At 71.3% G+C, this 24,344-nt stretch carries 22 protein-coding genes and 1 pseudogene; 6 read left to right on the forward strand and 17 right to left on the reverse strand.

Annotation, left to right across the window (positions count from 1 at the left end; translation table 11 throughout):
• Nucleotides 1-97: 97 nt before the first annotated feature.
• The 9 genes from ACGF5G_RS05525 to ACGF5G_RS05565 form a co-directional block, all read right to left on the reverse strand.
• Nucleotides 98-1,864, reverse strand: coding sequence for a 2-isopropylmalate synthase (locus ACGF5G_RS05525; protein ID WP_393259272.1), 1,767 nt, complete (start codon nt 1,862-1,864; stop codon nt 98-100).
• A 49-nt stretch (nt 1,865-1,913) separates the two neighbouring features.
• Nucleotides 1,914-2,534, reverse strand: a complete 621-nt coding sequence (locus ACGF5G_RS05530; protein WP_393259274.1) for a disulfide bond formation protein DsbA — start codon at nt 2,532-2,534, stop codon at nt 1,914-1,916.
• On the reverse strand, nt 2,531-3,991 hold the full coding sequence (locus ACGF5G_RS05535) for an MFS transporter (RefSeq protein ID WP_393259276.1): 1,461 nt from the start codon (nt 3,989-3,991) through the stop codon (nt 2,531-2,533). The genes ACGF5G_RS05530 and ACGF5G_RS05535 overlap by 4 nt, the downstream gene beginning before the upstream one ends.
• Nucleotides 3,992-5,152, reverse strand: a complete 1,161-nt coding sequence (locus ACGF5G_RS05540) for an AMP-binding protein (RefSeq protein ID WP_393259278.1) — start codon at nt 5,150-5,152, stop codon at nt 3,992-3,994.
• Nucleotides 5,149-6,147: a RimK family alpha-L-glutamate ligase gene (locus ACGF5G_RS05545; RefSeq protein WP_393259280.1), complete on the reverse strand. Its 999-nt coding sequence runs from the start codon at nt 6,145-6,147 to the stop codon at nt 5,149-5,151. The genes ACGF5G_RS05540 and ACGF5G_RS05545 overlap by 4 nt, the downstream gene beginning before the upstream one ends.
• Nucleotides 6,144-6,947 carry an alpha/beta fold hydrolase gene (locus tag ACGF5G_RS05550; RefSeq protein WP_393259282.1) on the reverse strand — a complete coding sequence of 268 codons (804 nt, stop codon included), beginning with the start codon at nt 6,945-6,947 and terminating at the stop codon, nt 6,144-6,146. Before ACGF5G_RS05550 ends, ACGF5G_RS05545 begins: the two co-directional genes overlap by 4 nt.
• A complete protein-coding gene (locus tag ACGF5G_RS05555) occupies nt 6,944-8,392 on the reverse strand; it encodes a class I adenylate-forming enzyme family protein (protein ID WP_393259284.1) in 1,449 nt (482 codons plus the stop codon). Before ACGF5G_RS05555 ends, ACGF5G_RS05550 begins: the two co-directional genes overlap by 4 nt.
• Complete coding sequence (locus tag ACGF5G_RS05560; RefSeq protein WP_357702258.1) at nt 8,389-9,072, reverse strand: class I SAM-dependent methyltransferase; 684 nt, start codon at nt 9,070-9,072, stop codon at nt 8,389-8,391. Before ACGF5G_RS05560 ends, ACGF5G_RS05555 begins: the two co-directional genes overlap by 4 nt.
• A 151-nt stretch (nt 9,073-9,223) precedes the next feature.
• Nucleotides 9,224-13,438: an amino acid adenylation domain-containing protein gene (locus ACGF5G_RS05565; RefSeq protein WP_393259286.1), complete on the reverse strand. Its 4,215-nt coding sequence runs from the start codon at nt 13,436-13,438 to the stop codon at nt 9,224-9,226.
• Nucleotides 13,439-14,000: 562 nt separating this feature from the next.
• On the opposite strand from ACGF5G_RS05565, the pseudogene ACGF5G_RS05570 reads away from it, so the two are divergent.
• Nucleotides 14,001-14,514 (forward strand): annotated as a pseudogene (locus tag ACGF5G_RS05570) (DinB family protein).
• A gap of 160 nt (nt 14,515-14,674) precedes the next feature.
• On the opposite strand, the gene ACGF5G_RS05575 reads toward ACGF5G_RS05570, so the two are convergent.
• Nucleotides 14,675-15,298: a DedA family protein gene (locus tag ACGF5G_RS05575; RefSeq protein WP_393259288.1), complete on the reverse strand. Its 624-nt coding sequence runs from the start codon at nt 15,296-15,298 to the stop codon at nt 14,675-14,677.
• A gap of 213 nt (nt 15,299-15,511) precedes the next feature.
• On the opposite strand from ACGF5G_RS05575, the gene ACGF5G_RS05580 reads away from it, so the two are divergent.
• The 3 genes from ACGF5G_RS05580 to ACGF5G_RS05590 all read left to right on the forward strand — a co-directional run bounded on the left by ACGF5G_RS05580 (nt 15,512) and on the right by ACGF5G_RS05590 (nt 18,014).
• Nucleotides 15,512-16,081, forward strand: a complete 570-nt coding sequence (locus ACGF5G_RS05580; RefSeq protein ID WP_393259290.1) for a hypothetical protein — start codon at nt 15,512-15,514, stop codon at nt 16,079-16,081.
• 267 nt (nt 16,082-16,348) lie between these two features.
• Nucleotides 16,349-17,377 carry a LuxR C-terminal-related transcriptional regulator gene (locus ACGF5G_RS05585; RefSeq protein WP_393259292.1) on the forward strand — a complete coding sequence of 343 codons (1,029 nt, stop codon included), beginning with the start codon at nt 16,349-16,351 and terminating at the stop codon, nt 17,375-17,377.
• Between the two features lie 277 nt (nt 17,378-17,654).
• Nucleotides 17,655-18,014 (forward strand): hypothetical protein, encoded by a 360-nt coding sequence (locus ACGF5G_RS05590; protein WP_393259294.1) that lies wholly within the window; start codon nt 17,655-17,657, stop codon nt 18,012-18,014.
• A 167-nt stretch (nt 18,015-18,181) separates the two neighbouring features.
• On the opposite strand, the gene ACGF5G_RS05595 is transcribed toward ACGF5G_RS05590, so the two are convergent.
• Both ACGF5G_RS05595 and ACGF5G_RS05600 read right to left on the reverse strand, forming a co-directional pair.
• A complete protein-coding gene (locus tag ACGF5G_RS05595; RefSeq protein ID WP_393259296.1) occupies nt 18,182-18,676 on the reverse strand; it encodes a cupin domain-containing protein in 495 nt (164 codons plus the stop codon).
• A gap of 24 nt (nt 18,677-18,700) precedes the next feature.
• Nucleotides 18,701-19,072, reverse strand: coding sequence for a DUF4267 domain-containing protein (locus tag ACGF5G_RS05600; RefSeq protein WP_393259298.1), 372 nt, complete (start codon nt 19,070-19,072; stop codon nt 18,701-18,703).
• An 88-nt stretch (nt 19,073-19,160) separates the two neighbouring features.
• On the opposite strand from ACGF5G_RS05600, the gene ACGF5G_RS05605 reads away from it, so the two are divergent.
• Entirely contained in the window at nt 19,161-19,739 is a 579-nt protein-coding gene (locus tag ACGF5G_RS05605; protein WP_393259300.1) for a TetR/AcrR family transcriptional regulator, read from the forward strand.
• Between the two features lie 148 nt (nt 19,740-19,887).
• Here ACGF5G_RS05605 and sigJ read toward each other — a convergent pair whose 3' ends face one another.
• A complete protein-coding gene (gene sigJ / locus ACGF5G_RS05610) occupies nt 19,888-20,910 on the reverse strand; it encodes an RNA polymerase sigma factor SigJ (RefSeq protein ID WP_393259302.1) in 1,023 nt (340 codons plus the stop codon).
• Here sigJ and ACGF5G_RS05615 point away from each other — a divergent pair.
• The gene (locus tag ACGF5G_RS05615) at nt 20,909-21,286 is read left to right on the forward strand and encodes a hypothetical protein (RefSeq protein ID WP_393259304.1); all 378 of its coding nucleotides are present in this window, start codon (nt 20,909-20,911) and stop codon (nt 21,284-21,286) included. The genes sigJ and ACGF5G_RS05615 overlap by 2 nt on opposite strands.
• 266 nt (nt 21,287-21,552) lie before the next feature.
• On the opposite strand, the gene ACGF5G_RS05620 is transcribed toward ACGF5G_RS05615, so the two are convergent.
• From ACGF5G_RS05620 to ACGF5G_RS05635, 4 genes are all read right to left on the reverse strand, one after another.
• Nucleotides 21,553-21,711, reverse strand: a complete 159-nt coding sequence (locus ACGF5G_RS05620) for a hypothetical protein (RefSeq protein WP_393259306.1) — start codon at nt 21,709-21,711, stop codon at nt 21,553-21,555.
• 40 nt (nt 21,712-21,751) lie between these two features.
• Nucleotides 21,752-22,180, reverse strand: coding sequence for a VOC family protein (locus ACGF5G_RS05625; protein WP_393259307.1), 429 nt, complete (start codon nt 22,178-22,180; stop codon nt 21,752-21,754).
• 28 nt (nt 22,181-22,208) lie between these two features.
• Nucleotides 22,209-23,057, reverse strand: a complete 849-nt coding sequence (locus tag ACGF5G_RS05630; protein WP_393259309.1) for a helix-turn-helix domain-containing protein — start codon at nt 23,055-23,057, stop codon at nt 22,209-22,211.
• A gap of 670 nt (nt 23,058-23,727) precedes the next feature.
• Nucleotides 23,728-24,324 carry a peptidase inhibitor family I36 protein gene (locus ACGF5G_RS05635; protein WP_393259311.1) on the reverse strand — a complete coding sequence of 199 codons (597 nt, stop codon included), beginning with the start codon at nt 24,322-24,324 and terminating at the stop codon, nt 23,728-23,730.
• Nucleotides 24,325-24,344: the final 20 nt, after the last annotated feature.

Raw genomic sequence — 24,344 nt, forward strand, 5'->3', positions numbered from 1 at the left:
GTTCAACAACCGGCCGGATCTGTCGGAAACGACACCTACCGGCCCACCTCGGCTGGAACTTCCGGCTGGCCGTCGGCCGAGGCCCGGCGGCGTGGACTCACCCCTGCGACGGCTGCGCCGAGGGCAGGACGGCGGACGGGCGCCAGCCGGCCCGGTGCAGCGCCACGCACAGACCGCGCAGCGAGGCGGCCGTCGGGTCCGGGTCGAAGCCGCACCCCCAGACCGCCCGACCGTCCACCCGGCACCGCACGTACGCCAGCGTGCCGGGCTCCTCGTCGAGGGTGAACGCCTGCTCGACGTGGTCGAGGACGACCGGTGCGGGGCCGGACTGGGCGAGGGCCCGCGCGATGCTCGGCAGCAACCCGTGGCCGGCGTCGCCGCCGACGACGAGCGGCCCGCCGTACACGGCGAGCTCCACCTTGACCGCGCCCGGCCCCGGCGCGCCCGCCGACAGCTCGCACGACACGAGTTGCACGTCGAGGGCGGCCGGCAGGAACTCGGCGCGGAAGACCGCCCAGAGTTCCTCCGCGGTCACCTCTCTGCCCTCGTCGTCGGACACCGCCTGGCTCAGCCCGGACACCTCGATCTGGAGGCTGCGCGGCAGGGTCAGCCCGTGGCAGGACCGCAGCAGGTATTCCACGCCGCCCTTGCCGGACTGGCTGTTCAACCTGATGATCGCCTCGTACGAGCGCCCGATGTCCTTGGGATCGATGGGCAGGTACGGCACGTCCCACCGGTGTTGCGACAACGCCACGCCCCGGCCCGCCGCGTCCTCGGACAACGCCCGCAGGCCCTTGCTGATGGCGTCCTGGTGGGACCCGGAGAACGAGGTGTGGACGAGGTCGCCGGCGTACGGGTAGCGCTCCGGCACCCGCATCCCCGTGCACTGCTCGACCTCGTGCCGGACGGCGTCGATGTCGGACAGGTCGATCTGCGGGTCGACGCCCTGGCTCATCAGGTTGAGGCCGAGCACCACCAGGCAGACGTTGCCGGTGCGCTCGCCGTTGCCGAACAGGCAGCCCTCGATCCGCTGGCCGCCGGCCAGCAGGCCCAGCTCGGCGGCGGCGACCCCGGTCCCGCGGTCGTTGTGCGGGTGCAGCGACAGGCAGACGTGCTCCCGCCGGGGCAGGTTGCGGCTCATCCACTCCACCTGGTCGGCGAAGACGTGCGGCCCGGCGCACTCGACGGTCGCCGGCAGGTTGATGATGATCTCCCGGTCGTCCGCCGGGTCCCAGACGTCCGTGACCCGCGCGCAGATGTCCAGCGCGAAGTCCAGCTCGGTCTGTGAGAAGGACTCGGGAGAATACTCGAACCCGATCCGGCCGGGGTGCGCGTCGGCGAGTTCCCGGCACAGGCGTGCGTGGTCGACCGCCAGGCGCAGCACGCCCCCGCGGTCCGCCCGGAAGACGACCCGACGCTGCGTCGGCGACGTCGAGTTGTACAGGTGCACGATGGCCTGCGGCGCGCCGGCGAGCGCGTCGAACGTGCGCCGGATCAGCTCCTCGCGCGCCGGCACGATCGCCTGGATGAGGACGTCGTCCGGGATCTCGCCGTTCTCGATGATCCTGCGGGTGAACTCGAACTCGGTCCGGCTGGCGGCCGGGAACCCGACCTCGATCTCCTTGTAGCCCATGGCGACGAGGAGCCGGAACAACCGGAGCTTGCGGTCGACGTCCATCGGGTGCGGCAGCGCCTGGTTGCCGTCCCGCAGGTCGGTCGACAACCAGCGCGGTGCCGTGGTGATCCGCCTCGCCGGCCAGGACCGGTCGGCCAGATCCACGGCGGGCGCGGGCGCGTACCGCCGGTACGGCAGCCGGCTCGCCCGCTGCCTCACCTGTCCTACCGGAAAAGTCGCCTTTGCCATGGAGCCTCCCCCGTCCTAGCGAAAAGGTCTTCGGTTCAGCGAAAAGGGGTCAGTCGAAGATCGGCCCCTGGGTGCGGGAGCGCTTCAGCTCGGAGAAGCCGGGCGTGCCGGCGATCAGGACCAGCCCGTCCCAGAGGCGGCCGGCGGCCTCGCCGCGCGGGGCGGGCGACACCACCGGACCGAAGAACGCGACGCGCCCGGCCGGCCCGTCCACCTCGATGACCGGGGTTCCCGCGTCGGGCCCCACCCGGCTGACCGCCTCCTCGTGCGACTGGCGGATCCGCCCGTCGAACTCGGTGCTCTCCATCGCCGCCGCCAGCGCGGGGTCGAGGCCGGCGGCCCGCAGCGCGTCGCCCACCGTCTCCGGCAGCACGTCCAGGCGATGGCGCAGGCCCCGGTCGTGGAACCGCACGCCCAGCGCCGCGTACAGCAGCGGCACGGCCTCGCCGTCGTAGCGCTGCTCGGCGGCGGCCAGCACCCGGAGCGGCTTGATCATCTGCCGGACCGTGTCCCGCTGCTCCGGCGTCAGGTCCTGGTTCTCGTAGAGGATCGCCTGGCTCATCAGGTCCCAGCAGGGCTCGATCCCGCGGACCTGCTGCACCTGCACCAGCCACTGCGACGAGATCCACGCCCAGGGGCAGAGCGGGTCGAACCAGAAGCCCACCTTCATGCCGATCCTCCTCCTGCGGTGCCGGTCCCACGGATCGTGCGCAGCGCGCCGGGCAGGCAGGCGAGGACGCCGACGAGGACCGCCGCCACCGGCAGCACCATGCCCAGCCGCAACGCCTCCGCATACCGGTCCACCGGCGCGGCGCCGTCCGCCCACGCCGACAACCGCTGCGCCAGCAGCAGGCCCACCAGCGTGACCGCCGCGACCGGCCCGAGCTGGCGGACGGTGTTCAGCAGTCCCGACGCGGCACCGGCCAGGGCCGGCTGCACCTCGCGCATCGCCACCGCGGCCATCGGCGCGATCAGCAGCCCGTTGCCCAGCCCGATCACCACCATCGGGCCGAGGAAGGTCAGCCAGGCCGCGTCGAGCCGCATCACCCCGGCGGCCCAGCCCATGCCGGCGACGGTGAACAGCAACCCGCCGAGCAGGACCACCCGGCCGTCGAGCCGGTCGGTGATCTTCCCGGCGAACGGCGCGAGCAGGGTGGAGATCAGCGCCGGGGGTGCCAGCGCCAGGCCCGCGGCCAGGGCGGAGAAGCCCAGCACCGACTGGAAGAACAGGGTCATCAGCAGCATGAAGCCGATGATCCCGAAGGAGACCGCCGCGGCCACGACGACCATCGTCGAGTACGAGCGGATGCCGAGGAGCACGAACGGCACCAGGGGCTCCCGGTCCTGGCGACCGCGCTCGTGCCAGACGAACGCCAGCCCGAGGACGACCGCCGCCGCGATCATGACCAGCGTCCACGGTGCCCAGTCGAACCGCTCTCCCTCCATGAGCGGGAAGGCCAGGCAGAACAGGGCGGCGGAGGCCAGCACGATGCCGCCGACGTCGAGCCGGTGCCGGCGGTCGAAGCGCAGGTCCGGCACGGCGACGAGGGCCAGGACCACCGCCGCGACCCCGATCGGCACGTTGACCAGGAAGATCCACCGCCAGTCGAGGGTGGTGACCAGCAGGCCGCCGACGGACGGGCCCGCGACGGCCGCCACGCCGCCGACCGCACCCCAGATGCCCATGGCCAGGCCCCGCCGGGTGGGCGGGAACAGGCTCACGATCATGGCCATCGTCTGCGGCAGCAGGAGCGCCGCGCCGAGGCCCTGCACGGCCCGGGCCGCGATCAGCTGGCCCGGGCTCTGGGCCAGCCCGCAGAGCAGGCTGAACACCGTGAAGACGGCGATGCCCACGACGAACAGCCGACGCGGACCGAAGAGGTCACCGAGCCGGCCGGCGGTGATCAGCAGTACGGCCACCACCAGCACGTACGCGTTGACCGACCACAACACCGTCGGCAGCGAGGCGCCGAAGTCCGCGCGGATGTCGGGGATGGCGATGTTGACGATGGACACGTCGAGCATCGTCAGGAAGAACCCGAGGGCCAGCACCACGAGACTGACCCACGGATTCTCCCGCCATCCCCCACGGGCGGCGGCCTCCTGCTGCAGGGCTTCGGACGTCACTCACTGCCTCCAGATTGCGGGCGGCACCTTGTTGGTGCGCTCGACGCGACTCACCTTGTCGACCCGGCGGGCGGTGATCGCCCCCGGAACCTGCCGGTGCACCGCTGCCAGGTGGTAGAACTGGGCGGTCAGGTGAGCCAGTACGTCCTCGGCGTCGGCGCCCCCGGAATACTCCAGCGTCAGCGCGGTGGCGGCCCTCGGCGACTCGGTGTCGCGGGTCAGGACGAGCTGGGCCTCCTCGACGCCGGGCAGGGTGCGCGCGGACGACACCACCTCACCGACGCTGAACAGGGCACTGCGCAGGCTCACCGCGTCGTCCGCCCGTCCCAGGACCCGCAGGCCGTCGGGACGGCCGCATCGGCACTCGGCGGACGCCAGCCGGTCACCGAGACGGTAACGCACCGCCGGCATCGTCCAGCCCGTGCCACGCCGGGTCAGCAGCGCGCCCTCCTCCTCCAACTCGAGCATCTGGTCGGGCATGACGTGCAGGGTCTGCAGGTCGCACGCGGGGGTGTTGGTGGCGATGATGTACGTCTCCACCGAGCCGTAGTTGGCCCAGTACTCCGCCTCCGGGAACGCCTTCTGGACGACCCGGTGCTTGGCGTCGGTCCACGGCTCGGCCAGCCAGATGATGGTGCGGATCGGCAGCGTCTCGTTCGCCGCGATCAGGCCCTCGGCGAAGTCGGCGAGCGCGCTCGGGGTGCCGGTGAGCGCGTCGAGGCCGATCTCCCGGAACATCGGGACCCAGTTGCCCACGTCCTCGGGCGCGTAGGCGCCGGACGGCAGCACCGTGCAGCGCGACCGCTCGGCGAGGGCGTGGATGTAGTAGTGCGACGCCCACAGCCGGCCCGGGTTGAAGAGGTTGAGCAGCACGTTGTCGGGCCGCAGCGGCCGCCACTCCCGCAGCACCCGATCCACCGCTTGGTGGTACGGCACGTAGGTGAGCTTCGGCTTGCCGGTGGTGCCGCCGCTGGACATCAGCGCGCTGCCCGTCTCCCGGGCCAGCTCCCGGGTCACCGCCACGATCTCCGCCGGGCCGCTCACCGCCAGGTCGGACAGGGCGGCGGCGTCCGGCGGCACCGGTGCGCCGCCACGCCCGTCCAGGCCGCGCGCCTGGGCCAGCACGTCCGCCCAGGGCAGGTTCCCGATCGTCGCGGTCATGCCGCGTCTCCCTCGCGGGCGATCCACGCGGCGTGCGCCGCGATGTACGCGCGGAACCGCGACTCGATCACCGGTCGCTGGATTTTGGCGATCTCCTCTGTGGTGGCGTACCCGACCGCGCCGTCCGGTTCCACCTCGGACAGCCAGAACTGGTTGCCGTCCCAGAGGAAGTCGGCCGCGAAGTACGGCATCTGGAGCTTCTCGGCGATGTAGTCGATCGAGCTCTCCAGTTCCTCCGGCAGCGGCGGGTACTCCAGCCGTCCCCCGTTGACCAGGTTCGCGGTCAGCGATTCCCCCTGCGGGATCCGGCGCAGCACGGTGTGTGCCTTGCCGTCGATGACGTACACCCGGAAGTCGTTGACACCGGTGCCGAGATAGGGCTGGACGACCACGGCCGTGTCGGCGCCGCCGGCGAGGCCGATCAGCCCGCGCAGCTCGTGCTCGTTGTTGGCGAGGCAGACGCCCTGGCCCATGCCCCAGTACGCGGGCTTGACCAGCATGGGGAAGTCGAGCTTCTCCAGCACCGGCTCGTAGTGCCGGCTGATCGAGTCGCGGCCGGTGCCGATGCGCACGGTGGGCACCCGCGGGACGGGGCAGTCCCGCAGGTAGAGCATCGTGGCCATCTTGTCCGTCGTGATGTACGACATGCGCGGATGAATGGGCAGGTAGAAGCCCGCCTGCTCGACGATCGAGTACGCGAACAGCTGGTTGCAGACCTCCTGCACCTGGTGCGGCAGCGACCACAGCGAGGTGACCAGGATGGTGTCCTCCGGGGTGATCCGCTCGCCGTCGAGGAACACCCGAGGCTCGTCGCCGACCGCCTCGACCGCCAGCGCCTCCGCCTTGTGCAGGGACATGGCGAGGCCGCAGTCCTTGGCGATCTCCGTGTAGGTCGTCCAGATGGCGGCTGCCTCCGCCGCCCGCTGGCGCACGGTGCCGCGGTCGGGGTAGATCCAGCAGAGCCGGCGGGCCAGCTGGGTGGGGGCGGGCGTCATGATTGCTTCTCCTCACTGGTCAGGAAACCGCGGACAGCGGCGCCGAACGCCTCGGGCTCCTCGAGGAAACACAGGTGGCCGGAGTGGTCGAGGAACTCCACGCGGGCGTCCGGCATGGCCTTGGCCAGCCAGTCGCCGACCTCCGGCGGGTAGACCGCGCTGCGGCGGCCGTGGATGAGCAGGGTGGGCAGCCGCAGGGCGCTCACCCGGTCCCGCCAGTCCTGTGTGAGCACATCGGACAGCAGGCCGGCGACCGCGCCGGCGTCTGCGCCACGGGCCTGCCGGACGAGGTCCGCGACGAGCGCCGCGTCCGGGGCGGGGCCGTCGACGGCGAAGGAGCCGCGGACCAGGTTCTCGGCGAACGCCCCGCAGTCGCCGCGCACGTCGCCGAGCAGCGCCGTGGCCCCGGCCCGGTCGAGAGAGCCGAACGCCGCGTACGGCCAGCCGTCGTCGGCGAGCAGCCACGGCGTCTGCTCCACGCTGATCAACCGGCGGACCCGCCGGGTGCCGAAGGTCTCCAGGTAGGTCCAGGCGACGGTCGCGCCCAGTGACCAGCCCAGCAGCGTCACGTCGTCGGAGCCGAGGCCATCGACGACCTCGTGCAGCGCGGCGGCGCAGTCGGACAGGGTGGGCGGCTGCGCCGGGGCGGGCGCGTCGCCGTGCCCCGGCAGGTCGACGGTCACCACCCGGTGGTCGCGGCCGAGGTCCGCCACGGTGGTGTCGAAGAAGTGTCGGCTGGCGGCGAGGCCCGGGACGAGGACGAGGGTCGGCCCGGCGCCGTGGATCTCGGCGCGCATCATCGGCTCACCAGGGCGAACTGGCGACGCAGGGCCGGCTTGTCGATCTTGCCGACCGGCGTGTGCGGGATCTCGTCCACGAGGCGCACCGTCGCCGCCAGCCGGTGCCCGTCCAGGACGGCGGTGACCTGCCGGACGGCGTCCTCGGCGTCGACGCCGTGGCCGGGGCGGACCGCGACGAGCACCCGGTCGGTCAGCTCACCCGGATCGAGCGGCAGGCTCACCACCTGCGTGCCGGGACTGGCCGCGCGACACTCGGCGTCCAGCACGGGGGCCAGCACCGGTCCGCCCGGCGTGGACAGCACCTCCGAGACCCGGCCGATGATCCGGAACGCGCCGTCGCCGATCTCCTGCGCCACGTCGCCCGTCCAGAACTCCCCGTCCCGGAACGTGCGCGCGTTCGCCGCGTCGGCGAAGAGGTAACCCTCGCTGGTGCAGTCGGAACGCAGCACCAGCTCGCCGATGCCCGCGTGCCCGTCCACCAGGGGCGCGAGCCGGGCGCCGACGCCGCGTACGGGCGGCATGGCCCCGCTCGTCTGCAACTCGTCGGCCATGTTGCCGAGGGCGAGGCCGAACTCGGTCGAACCGTAGATCTGCCGGATGTGGACGCCCAGCGTGTCCGCGGCGGCGCGCACCACGTCCGGGCTGAGGTAGGCGCCGCCGCAGAGTGGGCGACGCAACCTCGACAGGTCCACCTGTGCGTCGGCGCCGGCCCGCACGAGCATCTCGTAGTGCGCGGGCAGCGCGCTCATCACCGTCGCCCGCTCCCGCTGCAACCGGTCGAGGTACGCCTGCGGCGAGTCGTCCGGATCGGCCAGCACCAGCCGGGCGCCGCTGAGCAGGGCGGCGAAGACGTGCAGGTCGGTGGCGTGCGCAACGTCCAACGGGTGCCGGCAGTAGAAGACGTCGTCGGCCACGATGCCGGTGTCGGCGAGCCAGCGCCGCCGCTCGGCGACGAACTTGTCCTGCCGCCACACCATCATCTTCGGAAAGCCGGTGGAGCCGGAGGTCCACAGCTGGCGGAACAGGCCGGCGTACGGCTCGTCGGGCGCCGGCGGCGCGTCGACGTCGAGGTCGTCCAGCGACACGACCGGCACCGTCCCCGGGGCGACGTGGTGCTCCCGTCCGGCGACCAGGAGCACCGGTCGTGCCTGCCCGACGGCCTGTTCCGTGTCGGCGGCGGTGAAGTTGCGCATCAGCGGCACGTACCGGGCGCCGACCCGGGCGACGGCCATGATCAGCGCGACGTAGCGGACGCTGTTGGGCAGGGCGAAGGCGACCGTGTCGCCGGCCCGGACCCCCCTGGCGTACAACCCGGCGGCGAGCCGCTCGCCGAGCGTGACCAGCTCCCGGTAGCGGATCTGGCTGCCGTCGACGTCGACGACGGCCACGTGGTCCGGGCGGCGCGCCGCGACGTCGGCCACCGCCTGGCAGAGCACCGCGGTCATGCCGCCACCCACGCCGCGTAGGTGCCGAAGCGCCAGTCCTTGGCCAGGCAGTCGACCTGCCCGAACCCGGCCTTGCGCAGCCACTCCAGCTGGTCCTCCAGCGTGGCGCAGATGTCGAGCTTCATCCGCTCGCGGCCGGCGGCCCACTCGTCGGGCGGGCACTCCGCGCGCTGCACGTGCGCCTCGTGCTGGAAGTCGTACATCGCCTCGACCTGCGGGTTGGGACCGGCCAGCTGCTCGACGTTGACGAAGACGCCCTGGGGGGTGAGCACCTCGCGGATGCGCTGGAAGAGGTCCTGCTTGTCCTCGTGGGTGAGGTGGTGGATCGCCAGGCCGGAGACGACCGCGTCGAAGGGGCCGGCCGGCAGCGGGTCCTTCATGTCGCACACCAGCACCGTGACGCGGGGGTTGCCGGCGAACCGCTCCCGCGCCTTGGCGAGCATCGCGTCCGAGTGGTCGACCAGGGTCAACTCGGCCTGCGGGAGCTGCTCCAGGACGGCGCCGCCGAGCAGTCCGGTGCCGGCGCCGAGGTCGAGGACGCGGGCCGTCTCCGGGACGGTCTCGACGACCGCGTGCACCGCGCTGGCGTAGATGAGGTCGAAGGAGGGGATGAGCTTGCGCCGCATCACGTCGAACGTGCCGGAGTTCCAGATCTCGGGTTTGCTGTCGGTCCTGGTCATCGCGTGGTCCCTTCGCTTCGTGAGCTGAACAGTTGGTCAAGATCGGCCAGGTGGTGTCCGGCCGCCCTGTGTCCGGGTGCCTCGCCTGCCTCGTCGGTGTTCCGGTGAGACACGCCGCCGGGCTGTCGTCGGAGGGCCGGGCCGGGCCGGGTCAGCACCAGAGCTTTCCGCGCAGGTAGTACGGCTCGGCGTCGGGTTCGTCGGGCCGGGGCTCCTCCGCTGCGGCGATGTGCGCCGCGACGAGGGCGGCGACCTCGGCGACCCGACCGGGGCGCATGACCGAGTAGTGGGTCCCGTCGACCAGGTGCGGGTCGGCGGCACCCGGCAGGATCTCGTCGAGCGGTACCAGGCCGGGGAAGGCGTCCCGCCGGGTTTCCCGCGCCCGCAGCAGCAGGAGTCGCTCGTGCGGCGTGCCCGGCCGGTGTCCCTCCAGGATCTCGGAGTTGCGGCGGTAGACGCCGAACAGCCGGCCCAGGTCGTCGGCGTCGAGCGGCGCGGCGAGCAGACCGGCCCGGACCAGCGCGTCCTGCAGGGCGCACAGGGCCGCCGGCAGTTCGCCGGCGGGCACCTCCGCGGGCAGGTGGCCGCTGACGTCCTCGCCCTGCGCCAGGTCGGTGAAGAAGCCGGCGAGCCGCTGTCGGAGGCTCACGGCCGCGGCCTCCGGCCGGCCCGTGAACGAGTCGATCGCGGTGACCGAGCGGACCCGCCGCCCCTGCTCCGCCACCAGCCCGGCGACGCGCGCCGACACGGTGCCGCCCATCGACCAGCCGACGAGGTGCACGTTCGCGCCCTCCGGCAGCACATCGCAGAGGGCGTCGCCGTACCGGCCGGCCAGCTCCGTCATGTCGACCGGCGGCTCCTCGCCGGGTTGCAGGCCGGCGGCCCGCAGCCCGTACACGGTGGCCCCGGCCGTGATCGCGTGCCGGTCGAGCGCCTCGACCAGCGGCTCGTAGCAGAGCACGTCGCCGCCCACCGGGTGGACCAGCACCAGGGTGCGGGCGTGGTCGCCGTCCTTGATGCGCACCAGCGGCGTACCGCCGTGCGGGTGCTGCTCGGCCCGCAGCAGGCCCGCCTGGTCGGCGACCGTGCGGCTGCGCATCAGCGACGCCAGGGGCAGGGTCCGGCCGAAGCTCGCCCTGATCCGGTGGAACAACCGGACCGCGAGCAGGGAGTTGCCGCCGAGGGCGAAGAAGTCGTCCGTGACCCCGCGTACGTCCGGACCGAGCAGTTCCTGCCACAGGCTGAGCAGCCGGGTCTCGTCCGCCGTGCGCGGCGCGACGACCGCCTGGTCCGTTCCGCGTACGACGGGACCGGCGGCGAGCCGCGCGACCAGTGCCTTGCGGTCGACCTTGCCGTTCGCCGTCAGCGGCACCGTGTCGACCACGGTGACGACGGCGGGCACCATGTACGACGGCAGTTCGGCGGCGAGGTGCGCCCGCAGCGCGGCCGGGTCCGGAGCGGCGCAACCCGGTGCCGGGATGACGAACGCCGCCAGATACGACTCGCCCCGCCCGGCGGCCACCACCGCGACCGCCTTGCGCACGTCGGGATGGTCGGACAGCCGGATCTCGATCTCGCCGAGCTCGATGCGGTGCCCGCCCACCTTCACCTGGTCGTCCTGGCGGCCCAGGAACTCCAGGATGCCGCCGGGCCAGTACCGCGCCCGGTCCCCGGTGCGGTACCGCCGCTCGCCGGTCACCGGGTCGGCGGAGAAGGACGCCCGGGTCAGCTCGGGTGCGTTCCGGTAGCCGTCGGCCACCCCGACCCCGCCGATGTAGAGGTCTCCGGGCACCCACGCCGGCGCGTCGGCGAGCTGCCGGTCCAGCACGTGCATGGTCTGGTTGGCCAGCGGATGGCCGTACGGGACGCTCGACCAGCCCGGCGTCAGGTCCTCCGTCCAGAAGTAGTTGGACCAGATGGACGCCTCGGTCGCCCCGCCGGCGGCCATCACCCGCGCCGTGGGGCACGCCTCCGCGATCCGGTCGAGCAGCGGCAGCGGCACCCAGTCGCCGCTGAGCATGACGAGCCGCAGCGCCCGGAGCATCTCCGGCGCCCGGCCGGCCAGGTATTCCAGCGTGACGGAGAACAGGGCGGGCACCGAGTTCCAGAGCGTGATGCCGTGCTGGCGGCACAGCTCCCCCCACCGCTCCGGGTCGGGCACGTCGCTGTGGTCGGGCACGACCACCGTGCCCCCGGCGCCCAGGACGGCGAAGATGTCGAAGACCGACAGGTCGAACGCGAGCGAGGACACCGCGAGCACCCGGTCGGCCGACGTCAGGGCCAGCCGCCGCGTCAGGTCCCGCAGGGTGTTGGTCGCCGCGCCGTGGGAGATCACCACGCCCTTCGGGGCGCCGGTGGAGCCGGAGGTGTAGATGACGTAGGCGGTGCGTCGCAGGTCGCCGCCCAGGCCGTCGGGGCCGGTGCCGCCGTCCGTCGGCACCGCGACGACGGGCAGGTCGGGCAGCCCGTCGAGCGGCGCGGCGTCGACGGCGACGACCGCGGTCGCGCCGCTCTGCCGCAGCACCTCGCCGACCCGCGCCTCGGGCCAGGTCGGACCGACCGGCAGGTACGCGCCGCCCGCCCGCAGGACGCCCAGCACGGCGACCGGCTGCTGCCACGACTTGGGCACCCGCACGGCGACCAGGTCGGTGCGCCCCGGGTCCGCGCCGACGCCCGCCTCCCGCAGCCGGACCGCCAGCGCCGCCGACAGGCGGTCGAGCTCGCCGTAGGTCAGGCTCCGCTCGGCGTCGACGACCGCGACGGCGTACGGCCGGCAGCGCATCTGGTCCAGGGCCGCCTCGTGCAGCTCGCCCGCCAGGCCGGGCGCCTCGGTGCGGTTCGCCCGCCGGCGGTCGGCGAGCTGCCGATCGGGCAGCGGCTGCCGGCCCGTCCCGGTCCACGCGTCGGCGTTCGCGGCGAGCTGCCGCAACCGGTGCCGGTGGTATTCGGCGAGGTCGTCGACGAGGCCCGGCGGGTACGACGACCGGTCGTGGTCGAAGTTGCACACCAGCGCGCCGTCGAACTCGAAGACCTGGTGGTCGAGGAGGACCTCGGGGGTGGCGATGGCGCTGTGCGCCAGCGTGGCGGCCGGCAACGCGAGCCGGAAGCCGTCGGAGATGCCGGGCACCAGGTCGAGGCCGCTGCTGAACACCACCGGCACGGGGTTGCCGACACTGCCGTCGCGCCGGTTGAGCTCCCGACCGACCGCGACCCCGGAGAACTCGCCCGCGTCGAGGTCGTCGTACAACTGCTTCTGCAGCGCCTGGCACTGATCGACGAAGGAGCCGGGCACGTCGTCGTACGTCACCAGCAGCGTGCTGGCGGCGTTGCCCCACATCCGTTCCCGGCCCGGCGCGCCGGTCACCCGGTCCGAGGACAGCACCGACACCGTGCCGGGCTGACCACCGGACCAGCGCAGCAGACACTCGACGTAGAGGGCGAAGAGCGCCAGGCCGGCCGACACCCCCTGCTCGGCGGCGTGGTGTCGGAACCGCTTCCAGTCGTCCACGTCGAGTTGGTGCGCGACGCGGTGCAGCGGCACGTCCCGGTCGCGCTCGGCGGCCTGCGTGTCCAGGGCGCGCGGCAGATCGGGGGCGGGCGGCAGGCTGTCCAGTCGGGACCGCCAGTACCGCTCGGCCGTCCGGCGGGCCGGCAGCGACCTGCGGCGTTCCTGCTCGACGAGGTAATCCGCGAAACTCTCCGCCTCCGGCGCGGGCCGATGGGAGGGATCGGCGTAACAACGGGCCAGCTCGGCGAAGAACAACTGGATCGTGGCTCCGTCGAACACCGTCAGTCGTAGCGCGACCTGCAGATGGGTCCCGCCGTCGGGCAGTCGGACGAATCGGAAAAGGAAGGGTCGACCCGCATCGTGCGGCGGCATGTCCGACACTATTTCGCGGCGCAGTCGCTCCAGTTTCTCGGGCATCTCGTCGATGCGACAGGCCGACAGATCCCGCACGTCCACGAGCAATTCCGGCCGGTCGTCCACTGTTGGGGCGAAATGCTGCGTGGCCTCCGGCATCACGCGCGTACGGAGCACGGGACGCACCTGTCGCAGCCGGGCGAGGGCATCGGCGAAACGCTCCGGGTCGGGCGGCGTGGCGGCGGGGAACGCGTACTCCTGGATGTAGAGAGCCGGCGAGGCATGGCCCGCCACCCCCTGCTCACCGATGAGATACGCCTGCTGGAGGTCGGTGAGCGGCAGGTGGGTCGGGCCGCCGGCGAGCGTGCCGCCCGGTGCGGACCCGCCCGTGGACCCGTCCTCGCCGAGCAGCGCAACGAGTTCGGCGATGCATGCCTTGATTACCGCTCTTGATTGTTCGTCGAGCGATGGTGGATTTGACTGCCCATTCCGAGTGCTTGACAAAAAAGCCGCTTCCCCCCGTGGGAACACAGGCATTCGGCAATCCCCCCAATGATTTCCGTCCGACGCCATGCCGGACAACAGCTCATCAGAAACCGGATTTGCGATTCCCGACTGTAGTTGACCAAGTCGACCCGAACACTCAGGATGATCAGTGATCTGGATCACAGGGCGCTTTTCGGCATCACCGAGCGTCAGGACGGGCGCGATTGATACGCAAATTCGCAGGCCGCACCCGATTTGCAGGTAATCACTCTGTCACTGACGCCTGACGATGGCATGGGAATGTCACCCACCCGGCAGTGGCGCTGGCGGGCCGGGGTGGCGCAGGAATCCCGGGTAGCGCATAATGCGCGACCGAACCGCTGCGGCAGCCCGATGAGTGCCGACAGGGGGAGGTATCGTGCCGCATCGACGGATAAGCAGGGATTTGGTGGCTTGCGGCGTGTCGCCGCTCCAGATGGACGAAGCCCCCTCAGCTACGCCGGTGCGCGACGGCGACTGTCGAAGGGGCCTGGATGTCCCGACGCCCGAAAGTGTCGGTGTCCGACACTACGGTGCCCCGATGACCGATGTATCCGTCGCACCCGTGGTCCGCATCCGCCCTCCAGAGGACGGAGGCGAGCGCGAGATCCTGTCCGGCCTGCTTGACTTCCTGCGTGCCTCGGTCGTGAACAAGGTCGCCGGGCTCACCGACGAGCAGGCGTTCGGTCGGCCGGTGCTCGCGTCCGGACTCACCCCCGCTGGGCTGGTCAAGCACCTGACCGGGGTGGAACGGTACTGGTTCAGCATCGACTTCGCCGGGTCACGAGCTGCCCCCGCCGTGGACCGACGACGAGCCCGGTGCGTTCGCTCTCGCCCCCGAGGACTCGCTGGCTGAGATCGTCGAGGCGTACCTGGCTGAGTGCGCGCGGTCCTCCGCAGTCGTAGCGGGCGCGGCGCTCGACGACCGCGCCCGGGCCGCCGACGTTTCCTTCACGCTGCGGCACGCGCTCGCGCACATGATCCAGGAGACCGCGCGTCACTGCGGCCACCTGGACCTGCTGCGCGAAAGCATCGACGGGCAGGCCGGCGAGTAGTCGGACCCCCGGCTGGCTGGCACGGCGGCCACAGCGGCAGCGGCCATCCCCGCCTGCCGCTCACCTCGATCCGGTTGGCTCCGTGGTCACGCAGCAGGTCGGTGGCCCGCTGCCCAGACAGCCCGGCCGTGGGCGCCCCCGTGGACAGTTGGCGCACCGGTCAGCGGTCGGCCCGACCCTGCCGGACCTGGCGGTGCCGCCACCACAAGTGCAGCACCACGCCGGCGGCGATCACGGCCAGCAGGGCCCACTCGCCGATCCCCAGCTCACGCTCCAGGCGATGGTAGGAGGCCGCGCCCAGGTAGCCGAGCAGCGCCACGGTCGTCGCCCACACCAGCCCGCCGGCCAGGTTCGCCCGCAGGAACGGCGGCCACGGCATCCCGCCGGCGCCAGCGACCATCGGCACCACGGCCCGCAGGACCGCCACCCACCGGCCCACCATCACCGCCCACGCACCGCGCCGGGCGATCAGGCGGCGGGCAAGCCGGATGTCGGCGCGCCGGTGCGCCGACCCGGAGGCTCGGGCGAGCATCCCCGGGCCGTACCGTCGGCCCAGCGCGTAGCCGACCTGGTCACCCAGGCACGCCCCAGCCGTCCCGGCGATGACCACCGCCCACAGCGGCAGCTCACCGGTGTGCGCCACGAGCCCCCCGATCAGGATCGCCGTCTCGCCCGGTACGACCAGCCCGAGCAGGGTCGAGGACTCCAGGGCCGGCAACACGAACACCAGGGCCAGGACGAGGACCGGCGGTAACCCGGTAAGCACCGCCACCACCCGGTCCACCCTCTGATTGTCGCCCACAACCGGTTGATTTGCGGCCAAGAACCCCTCCTCACCGCCGGGCGGTCGAAACCGACATCGACCGCGCCGAGGGTGAAGCCGCCGGCCAGGCGAGCGGGCTTAACGGTTGCTTGCAAGGCTCTGCCGGTAGTGGGCCTGCCGGGCGTAGCCTTTGGTGCTGTCGTCGCCGTCGGAGGTCGCGGTTAGCCTTCGCCGATGACGCTCAGTCTTGCCGACCTTTCCGGCTACGTCGAGCACGACCTCGACGCCGACCTCGCACGGTGGTTCTCCGACCGTTCACCGGTCACGGTTCCCGAGGAGACCCGGCCGGTGACGCCGATGCTCGACCGCCTGCCGCCGACGGGCGCGGCTGCGCTGGCGGCGTTCGACCGGCGGGTGCGGTCGGGGCGCATGCCGCAATTCCTGGACGTGTACGACTGGTCCTACGGATTCGACTTCGCTGCGAACGGCTGTGGGATCCTGGACGCCGACTACCAGACCGAACTCACCGACGACGACGTCTACGCGATCGGCGCCGACGGCGGAGGCAACCTCTACGTGGTGCTCGCCGACGGGCAGGTCGCCCTCTGGTTCCACGAGGAGGAGGTCGTCGAGGGCAACACACGCTTCGACAGTCTCGACGTCTTCCTCTGGTCCGTCGTGCGCTACCACGCGGTACGGGCGGGGGCGCTCGAGCGGGCGGCGGTCGAGGCAGACTTCCTCTCGCTGGGCCAGGCCGGCGCGCTCGATCCGGATCTCGGGCTGCTCGCCGCCATGAAGTGCTGATCGCGCTGGGTGCCGATCCCACAAACTCGCCGACCGCACGGGTTGCCCCCAGTACGACAGCACGACCTACGCCATGGCACTGCCAACCTGGTCCTCACCGCCCGCCGCAGCCGTAGCGTCATGATCGCGGGCTGGTGTGGCTCATAAATATGGTGGCCCCGGCAGGGTGCTCATTTCCGCCCCCTCTGCCACCAACTCGTCCCAACCTCACAAGGCACTACTAACCTCTTCCCCCAGCACGGCTTGGCGGGAGAGGGAGAAGCGTTGATGCTTGCGGAGCTCGGCGTGGACGAAACGTGCGAGCTGGTCTATCGGGCTGCCCTTCGGCGCCCCGTGTGGAGTCTGGAACAGCTCCGCGCCGCCGTGGACCAGCCGGCGGCGAAGGTCGACACGGCGGTGCAGCGTCTTATGGAAATCGGACTGCTCCGGCGGCCCCACGCCGAGCAGATCCGGCCGGTGAACCCGGCCGTCGGGTTCGCGTCGCTGCTGTCGTACGCCGAGGCACGGCTCGCTCGCCAGACGCGGGCGGTGGAGCTGACCCGGGCAGCCGTCGCGGAGATGTCGGCCAGCTTCCGGGCCAGTCCCGCGCTACTGCACGACGTCGAGCTGCTCGACGACCGGGACGCCGCCTGGCTGTGCGTGGAGGAGATCGCGGCGAAGGCAACGACGAGCATCCAGTGCCTGGCTGCCGCCGGAGGGCCGCCAGGGCTGGAGACCAGCACCGACTACGACCCGGCGTACCGGCTGGCGGAGTTCGCCAGTGCGCGTGGGATCCGGGTACAGCTGATCCTGCTGGACAGCATCGTGAACGATCCGCGGCTGGCCGCCGGCGCCCGGCGGGTTCATGACAATGGCGTGGAGGTTCGAACCACGCCGACCCTGCCGGTCTGGACGTTCGTCGTCGATGACCGGTACGTGGTGATTGGCATCGACCCGGCGGACAACCAGCGGGGCGTCATCCGGGTGTCCCACCCGGGCCTCGTGGCGGCCGCCGCCGACCTGTTCGGCCGGCACTGGCTGTCCGCGGTGCCGATCGAACTGCAGGCCGCCCAACCGCCGGGCGAGCTGACCCGGCAGCAGCGGCAACTGCTCCAACTGCTCGCGATGGGCGCCAAGGACGAGAGCATCGCCCGGCAGTTCAGCGTGTCCGCCCGCACCGTCCGGCGGATGATCGCCGACCTGACCGACCGGGTCGGCGCGAGCAGCCGGTTCGAGCTCGGTGTGCGGGCAGTACGCCTCGGCTGGCTCGACGACACACCCCAGCCGGCACCGGGACCCGAGCCGTTCCACTCCTGAGCCGCCGATGGCGAACCCGCCAGCCGCCACGAGGCAAGCTCGGCGGGTTCGCCACCGTGCTGAGCAGAGGATGGGGACGCGTGGTCGCCACGAGCGCTGGCCCGGCCTGTCCGAATGCGGTCATGGCCGCAGGCGGACACCTCATCAGGCCTGGCGTCGCCCGGCCTACTCATTAGCCTGGCATCGCCGGGCTGCTCCCGGCGATGCCGTACCTCTCAATGGATCGATAATCATCTTGAAGAACACAAGGAATGGGCTGATCGCCGGGGCGGGTGCGTTGCTGCTCGTGCTCTGCTGCGGCTTCGGCATTTTCGGTTACCGGGTCGCGTTCAAGGACGACGCCGAGGACGTGGCGGAGAAGTACCTCTCCGCCGTCCAGGACAGAAGCCTCGATGACCTACGGGCGGTGATCTGCGCCAGTGAGCAGAAACGGATCGACGGCGACGAGTGGGATGACGACGAAGGCCTGCTGGACTGGGAGATCACATCCAGCAAGGAGCGCGAGAACTCGGCAACCGTGACCGCGGAGTACACCGGAACCGACGACGACAAGATCAGGACCGGCAACATCACCATGACCCTCCTCAAAGAGGACGGCGACTGGAAGGTCTGCGACGTCGACGAGACGCGGGACTGAGTCGGTAGGGGCGCGACCGCGACATGCGGTCGCCCCTTCCCGGATGTCAAGGCTGCCGCTGGGCCAGGCCTGCGCACCTTCGGCATGACTGCACCGCGCCCCGCCGATACGGCCGTCGGCTGGCCGGACCGGCGACCAGAGTCGACAGTCGCGAGTCCGGTCGCCGGTCAACGACGGGCGGCATCCCAGGCTGGGCTGCCCCGAAAGTACGAGTCGTACAACTCCTGCACCTCCAGCAGGCTCTCCGGCGGCACCTTGCCGTAGGCGATCCGCTCCAGGTGCCAGAAGTACTCGAACCGTTCGACGCCGGGGGTGATGACAATGAGGATGTCGGCGTTCTCGCCCGGGGCGGCGGCGAACGCGTGCGCCACGCCAGACGGCACGATCACCAGGTCGCCGCGATCGGCGGTGACGACCTGCTCGCCGGAGAGCAGTTGCGCGGTGCCGTCCAGCAGGTAGAACAGCTCGGCCGAGTTGGCGTGGTGGTGCGGCCGGGCGCCGTCCGCGCCGTCGGTCAGGGTGACCCGCTGGGTGGAGAGGGCGCCACCGGTGGCACTGCTGTCGGCGAGCAGCCGGATCGTGGTCGGGGCCCGCCCCACCACCTCGGCGTCGGCGTCGCGAACGACGACGGACCTGTCGAACTCGGGCGTGATCAGGGACATCGGACGGCTCCTTCGCGGGGGTGTCTACAGGGCGAACAGCAGGATGGCGTCGAGAACCACGACCACGGCTGTGGCGAAGTGGATGCCGAAGGCAGCGGCCTTCGTGCCGCCGTGCCGGAGCACGACGACGGTGTCCCCCAACGGGTTGAGCGCGACGATCAGCATGAACCAGGCGACCGCGTCGGCGGTGGTGAAGGCGATCAGGGCGAGGCCGAGCAGGCCGTAGCTGAGGTCGCGCAGGCCCTTGATCGTGAGGTAGGCGGGGTCGCCGTCCGCTGTGGCCGGGACGCCGTAGCCGGCGGCCGCGGCCAGGGGCGCCAGGAGGAACCGGGCACCGATGAGGACGACGAAGAGGCTGAGGACGATGGCGAGCCCGTAGGCGAGGGGGCCGAGCATGTTCGACTCCGAACGCTAGCAGCGCTAGATATACGAGCGAAGGTAGCAGAGCGGCGGCAGATAGACTAGCGATGCTAGAGTTTCGGTCATGTCGATTCAGGCACGCCGGGAGCGGGAGCGGGCGGAACGGGAGCGGGCGATCGTCGCAGCGGCCCGCGAGCTGGCGGAGTCGGAAGGCTGGGACGCGGTCACCACCCGTCGGCTCGCAGCCGAGATCGAGTACAGCCAGCCCGTCCTCTACAGCCACTTCAAGGGCAAGGACGCGATCATGGCGGCGGTCGCCGTGGAAGGCTTCGGTGACCTGGCCGACGAACTCGCCGCCGCCCGGGCCGCCGTAACCGACCCGCGGCAGGCCGTGGCCGACGTCGCCGCAGCGTACGCCGCGTTCGCCGAGCGGCGGCCCGCCCTCTACGACGCGATGTTCAACCTCGCCGTCGACCTGCCCTTCGCCAGCCAGGACGTGCCGGTGGACCTGGCCCGGGCTTTCGCCGAGCTGGCCGAGAGCCTGCGCCCGGTCGCCGGCGACGACGACCTGGAGACGTTCACCGAGACCTTCTGGAGTGGAGTGCACGGCCTGGTCACGCTGATGCGCAGCGGCCGGCTCCGGCGGGAGGAGCACGAGCGGCGGCTGGCCCTGCTGGTCGACCGCTTCACCCAGCCAGGGTGAGCTGACCGCAGGGAGGAGTGCACCCGATGGCCGACCACGCACCCGTCGCCGCAGCACGAACGCCCTGTACTTCTCCCGGGCCGTGGTCGACGGCTCCCATATCTGGGCGTTAGAGGAGGAGGCCGACGCACGCTCTGCAGAGCGAGGGCTAGCTAGCCTCCCGCGCCCACGGCCGCAGCTTCTCCGGGTTGCGGACCGCCCAGATCCGGGTGACACGCCCGTCGGCGACGTCGAACGAGGCTACGGTCACGACGACGCCCGCACGCTGGGCCACCAGGCCCGGCACACCGTTGACCGACCGCTCCAGGAGTTCGAGCCCCGGAGCCTTGCCGGCAATGGCGACCATGTACTGGGCGATGCGCGCGCCGCCCTCGACCGGGCGCAGGACGGTGCCGACCATGCCGCCGCCGTCGGCGGTCATCACGGCAGCCGGGTTGAGGAGACCGACGAGGGCTGCGACGTCCTTGGCCTCCCATGCCTCTTTGACGTGCCTCACCACGTCGGCCTGGCCGGTCGCCGTCACCCGAGCGCGCGCGGCGCTCACCCGCCGCCGGGCGGAGGCCGCCAGCTGCTTGCAGGCCGCGGGGCTCCGGCCGAGAACCTCGGCGATCTCGGCGAACGGGTACCGGAAGACCTCGTGCAGGACGAACGCCACCCGCTCGGCGGGCGTCATCGACTCCAGGACGACGAGGAAGGCCATGGCCACCGACTCGTCCAGAACGATCTGGTCGGCGGGGTCTGCACCGTCGGAGGGGCCGGCGCCGCCTGCGTGGTCCCACTCGGTGCGGTCGGGCAGCGGCTCGGGCAGCCACGCGCCGACATAGCGTTCACGGCGGGCCCGCGCCGAGCCGAGCAGGTCCAGGCAGATGCGGCTGGTCACCGTCGTCAGCCAGGCACCGGGGGACAGGATCTCCTCCTGCCGGCTTCGCGGCAGCCCGTACCAGCGTGCGTAGGCATCCTGTACGGCGTCCTCGGCCTCGGTCACCGAACCGAGCAACCGGTAAGCGACATTGATCAGTTGACGTCGCTCGCCGACTATCTCATCTGCGCTGGTCGCGACAGTCCCCATGCTTCCGGCCGCCCCTCGCCTTACCTTCTGCAGGCCCGCGTCGTCGGACTGGTGAGACCTTATCGACCTACTGCCCGAGGGCGGAAAAGGGGACTGTGACATGGCCACCCAGGTGACGGCGAACGCACAACGCAGTTCCTCGTTCCTGCAGATCGCGATCGCCCTGCAAACCCTGACCATCTTCCTTCAGGCGGTCTCCGCCGGACTGCTGCTGACCTCGTCCTACGGAGAGACGCTGCACAGCGTCGGAGCCCGTGTGATGTACGGGGCGTCGATGCTGTACGTGCTCGCGGCGGTGCTGGCGTGGAAGCCCGGCGGCAGCTCGCCCCGACCTGTCTGGCACGCGTCAGGATTCCTCGTACTCGCCTCGGTCCAGGTCGTGCTGGGCATCGCGCACGTCCCGTCGGTCCACCTCCCCCTGGGTGTCTTGATGTTCGGCCTGAGTGTGCTGGCGCTGGCCCGGCCTGAGGTCCGATAGCGGACCAGGACGATATTGAGATCCGTCGGTTGCTTCAGCGATCATCAACCCCGGATTCCCGCTGGACCGAACCGGACGCTCCCGGAACCGCCCGGATCAGGCGGAACGTAGGGGATGCTCGTCGGGCGAGCAGTCGCCGAGCAGCCACACGTCCGCACGGAACAGACAAAGCAAAGAGCCTGACCCGCGTTTCCGTACGAGCCTTCCGGCTCAGCGAGGACCTGCCGGGCATGGCAGGTCCTCGCTGAGCGTCCATCGGTACTTGACTACGCCTCGCCACGGTGACAGTTGTCAGTCGCGCGGGCGCCGGCGAAGCCGGCCTCGTTTGCGCTGTTGATCGCTCCGGTGGCGTCGGAGAGGACTTCGGCGGCCGGGCCGTGGGTCTCGGCCTCGGCGGCGGAGGCCGGCACGCAGTTGTTGGTCATGTCGCCGACGACCTGTGCTCAACGGGTCGCCGGTCGGGCCTCAGCGTAGCTCGCCTGTGATGATCCAGAGATGGCCGAACGGGTCACGGATGCGACCCGAGCGCTTGCCGTAGGGCCGGTTCTCGATAGGCACGATCACCTCGGCGCCGTGGGCGATCATGCGGTCACCTACTCCGTCCGGGTCATCGACCTCGATCTCGAGGAGGACCGCGGATCCACCGATATCACCCGGTGAGAGCCACCCCCACGACGAGACGGCAGGCGAGACCCGGAAGGACCAACGACCGATACGGTGATCGACGACGGTGGGTCGGCCATCGTCGCCCGGTGGGGCCCGGAACACTTCCTCGGCGCCGAGGGCAACCTGGTAGAACGCCGACGCAGAGTCCGGATCGGAGACGATCAGACGAGGGGAAAGCGACTTCATGCCCCCCATCATGGGATCGGGCGGCGGCAGAGTCTTGAACATCTGGGAACGAATCCGGCCACACCGGTCGTCAACCGCCCGCGCGCTCCTTGCCGGTTGGCCGATCATCGGCTGGCACACACCGCGGAGCCAGGCCCTCGGCGCGTAGCCACTCCATCGGGGTGCACGCGGCCATGGCCCGCCACTCGCGGGTGAGATGGGCCTGATCGGCGAAACCCGAGGCGGCGGCCACCGCCGCCAGACTGAGCCTTCCGGCATTGGCGGCGGCCACGAGCCGACCCCGGGCAGTCTCGAAGCGAACGAGCCGTTGGTACTCCTTCGGCGTCACCCCGAACTCGGCACGGACCGTACTACTCAGGTGCCGTCGGGAGCATCCGAGTAGCTCAGCGGCCTCCTGCACCCGGCTGGCCTCGGACAGGACCGCCAGCGTTGCGCGCAGTTCGTCGTGGTTCGCGCGCTCGCCATGACGAAACAGGCCACTGACCAGGCAGCGCTCGACGAGTGCGCGACGGCTTGGCCAGGATCGGCAGGCCATCAGGCGCTCCGGCAGGTCGGCCATCGCCGGGACGACATCGGCGAGGTCGGCGACCTGCCCGGCCAGAGCCGATGCCGGAAGCCCCAGCAGTGTGCTGGCACCCAGTGGGCTGAGCGTCACGTACACCCCGCGCGTGCACCGCTCTTGCCTCAGCTCGGCCGCATCCAAGTGGAGTCCGGCGACCACGGCCCGTAGCTTCTGGCGCGAGCCGGGCCGTCCGATCCACCCGATCTCGAGCGAGTCCTCCTGGGGAATCGTGATCGACACCGTGGACGATGGCAGCCCGCGATGAACGCCGACCGGACCCGGCCCAAGATCGTATGCCTCCAGCGTCACCACGAACGGCGCCAAGACGGTGGACATGTGATCGGCAGGCACGGTCACCCTGCAACAGTACGGCGGTGGGCCGTGCAACCGACGCTGGCCCGCTGGACGTCGTAGTAGGCCCGGGCGCCGCGTGCCGCTCTTGCCGGGGCTCTGAGGGATCAGCCGCCGCCTGAACCATTCAGCTTCAGGCACAGGCGTACGTTCAGGTCGGGCATGCCCGCCACGGTGAAGTAGCGATCCCGTTGGTACCCGGGGATTTCCTCGCAGTTACGGGTTGAGCTCTTCCCTTCGAACCGAGCAAGGTGCCGTTCCGGCACTCCTCCAGGGACCAGATGGTGTCGTCGGACTCGCCGCGGACACAGTCACCTTGATCCGCGTTGTAGGCGGTTCCACCACTGTGCCGGCACACGAGGCAGACGGCCACGTCGGGGTTCTGGGCGGAGATCCTCGTCGGTCGTCGAGTGGCGCCGGAGATGCTTCCTTCCGCCCGCACAGCGGAGGCATGCATCTGGCCCTACATCGGCTTTCATCGATCACCAGTCGCCGCGAGATGAGGCCCAGGATCCGAGCACTCCCTGCGCATCCGGACCAGTTCGCCGACGTCCGAGCAGCCACGGAGCAGCATGGAGTCAAGTGTTGCCGCAACGGAGCCCTGCGGTCAGGTCACGTCGCCGGCACGCCGCACACGGGTGCGGTCGCCCGGGTCGGGGCGACCGCACCCTGTCGGTCAGAAGTCGACGTGCCTCAGGTTGAGGCTCCGGCAGTTGTTGGCCGGGTCGAACGTCCAAGCGTCCATGATCAGACTGAACCGGGTGTCGTGCTTGTACCCGGTGGCCAGCCGCGCGTACTTGGTGTAGCGGTACGAGCCGTCGGCGTACCGGTCCCAGATCGAGGACGTTCCGCCGGGCACCCGGTTCCAGATCGACCAGGTGTGGTCCTGGAAGACCGTGTTCTCGAACCGCCAGCCCTGGCACGAGGCGTAGCTGCCGCCCATGATGAGGCCCCAGCCGCTGTAGTAGTCCCCGGTCCAGATGCACATCTCCCCGGACCAGCAGTCCGACTCGTAGGCGGGGTAGACGACGTAGGCGTACGTACTGCCGGTCGGGCCGACCCCGGCCGTCGACGTGACCTCCCGCGCCGTGCCGTCCGGATCGATCCGGTAGGCCTTGCGGACCCGCTCGGTCCGGTCACCGACGGTGGTGGCCTGCGCGGGGCGGTCCGGCTCGGCCGCGGAGACCGGTCCGGCCGGCCCGCCGACCACCAGCGCCGGACCGAGCACCGCGGCCAGTCCGAGAGCGGCCATCATTCGTGTCGCGAGTTTCATGGGTTCCCCCTTCAGGGTCG

The organism is Micromonospora sp. NPDC047730 (assembly GCF_043204765.1).
In the GTDB taxonomy this organism is placed as follows: Bacteria; Actinomycetota; Actinomycetes; order Mycobacteriales; family Micromonosporaceae; genus Micromonospora.

What these genes read in the sequence shown, in the direction of transcription:
- ACGF5G_RS05525 (WP_393259272.1), bottom strand. Translation starts at nt 1,864, where the DNA reads ATGGCAAAGGCGACTTTTCCGGTAGGACAGGTGAGGCAGCGGGCGAGC.
- ACGF5G_RS05530 (WP_393259274.1), bottom strand. Translation starts at nt 2,534, where the DNA reads ATGAAGGTGGGCTTCTGGTTCGACCCGCTCTGCCCCTGGGCGTGGATC.
- ACGF5G_RS05540 (WP_393259278.1), bottom strand. Translation starts at nt 5,152, where the DNA reads ATGACCGCGACGATCGGGAACCTGCCCTGGGCGGACGTGCTGGCCCAG.
- ACGF5G_RS05545 (WP_393259280.1), bottom strand. Translation starts at nt 6,147, where the DNA reads ATGACGCCCGCCCCCACCCAGCTGGCCCGCCGGCTCTGCTGGATCTAC.
- ACGF5G_RS05550 (WP_393259282.1), bottom strand. Translation starts at nt 6,947, where the DNA reads ATGATGCGCGCCGAGATCCACGGCGCCGGGCCGACCCTCGTCCTCGTC.
- ACGF5G_RS05555 (WP_393259284.1), bottom strand. Translation starts at nt 8,392, where the DNA reads ATGACCGCGGTGCTCTGCCAGGCGGTGGCCGACGTCGCGGCGCGCCGC.
- ACGF5G_RS05560 (WP_357702258.1), bottom strand. Translation starts at nt 9,072, where the DNA reads ATGACCAGGACCGACAGCAAACCCGAGATCTGGAACTCCGGCACGTTC.
- ACGF5G_RS05580 (WP_393259290.1), top strand. Translation starts at nt 15,512, where the DNA reads ATGACGCTCAGTCTTGCCGACCTTTCCGGCTACGTCGAGCACGACCTC.
- ACGF5G_RS05585 (WP_393259292.1), top strand. Translation starts at nt 16,349, where the DNA reads ATGCTTGCGGAGCTCGGCGTGGACGAAACGTGCGAGCTGGTCTATCGG.
- ACGF5G_RS05595 (WP_393259296.1), bottom strand. Translation starts at nt 18,676, where the DNA reads ATGTCCCTGATCACGCCCGAGTTCGACAGGTCCGTCGTCGTTCGCGAC.
- ACGF5G_RS05600 (WP_393259298.1), bottom strand. Translation starts at nt 19,072, where the DNA reads ATGCTCGGCCCCCTCGCCTACGGGCTCGCCATCGTCCTCAGCCTCTTC.
- ACGF5G_RS05605 (WP_393259300.1), top strand. Translation starts at nt 19,161, where the DNA reads ATGTCGATTCAGGCACGCCGGGAGCGGGAGCGGGCGGAACGGGAGCGG.
- ACGF5G_RS05615 (WP_393259304.1), top strand. Translation starts at nt 20,909, where the DNA reads ATGGCCACCCAGGTGACGGCGAACGCACAACGCAGTTCCTCGTTCCTG.
- sigJ (WP_393259302.1), bottom strand. Translation starts at nt 20,910, where the DNA reads ATGTCACAGTCCCCTTTTCCGCCCTCGGGCAGTAGGTCGATAAGGTCT.
- ACGF5G_RS05620 (WP_393259306.1), bottom strand. Translation starts at nt 21,711, where the DNA reads ATGACCAACAACTGCGTGCCGGCCTCCGCCGCCGAGGCCGAGACCCAC.
- ACGF5G_RS05625 (WP_393259307.1), bottom strand. Translation starts at nt 22,180, where the DNA reads ATGTTCAAGACTCTGCCGCCGCCCGATCCCATGATGGGGGGCATGAAG.
- ACGF5G_RS05635 (WP_393259311.1), bottom strand. Translation starts at nt 24,324, where the DNA reads ATGAAACTCGCGACACGAATGATGGCCGCTCTCGGACTGGCCGCGGTG.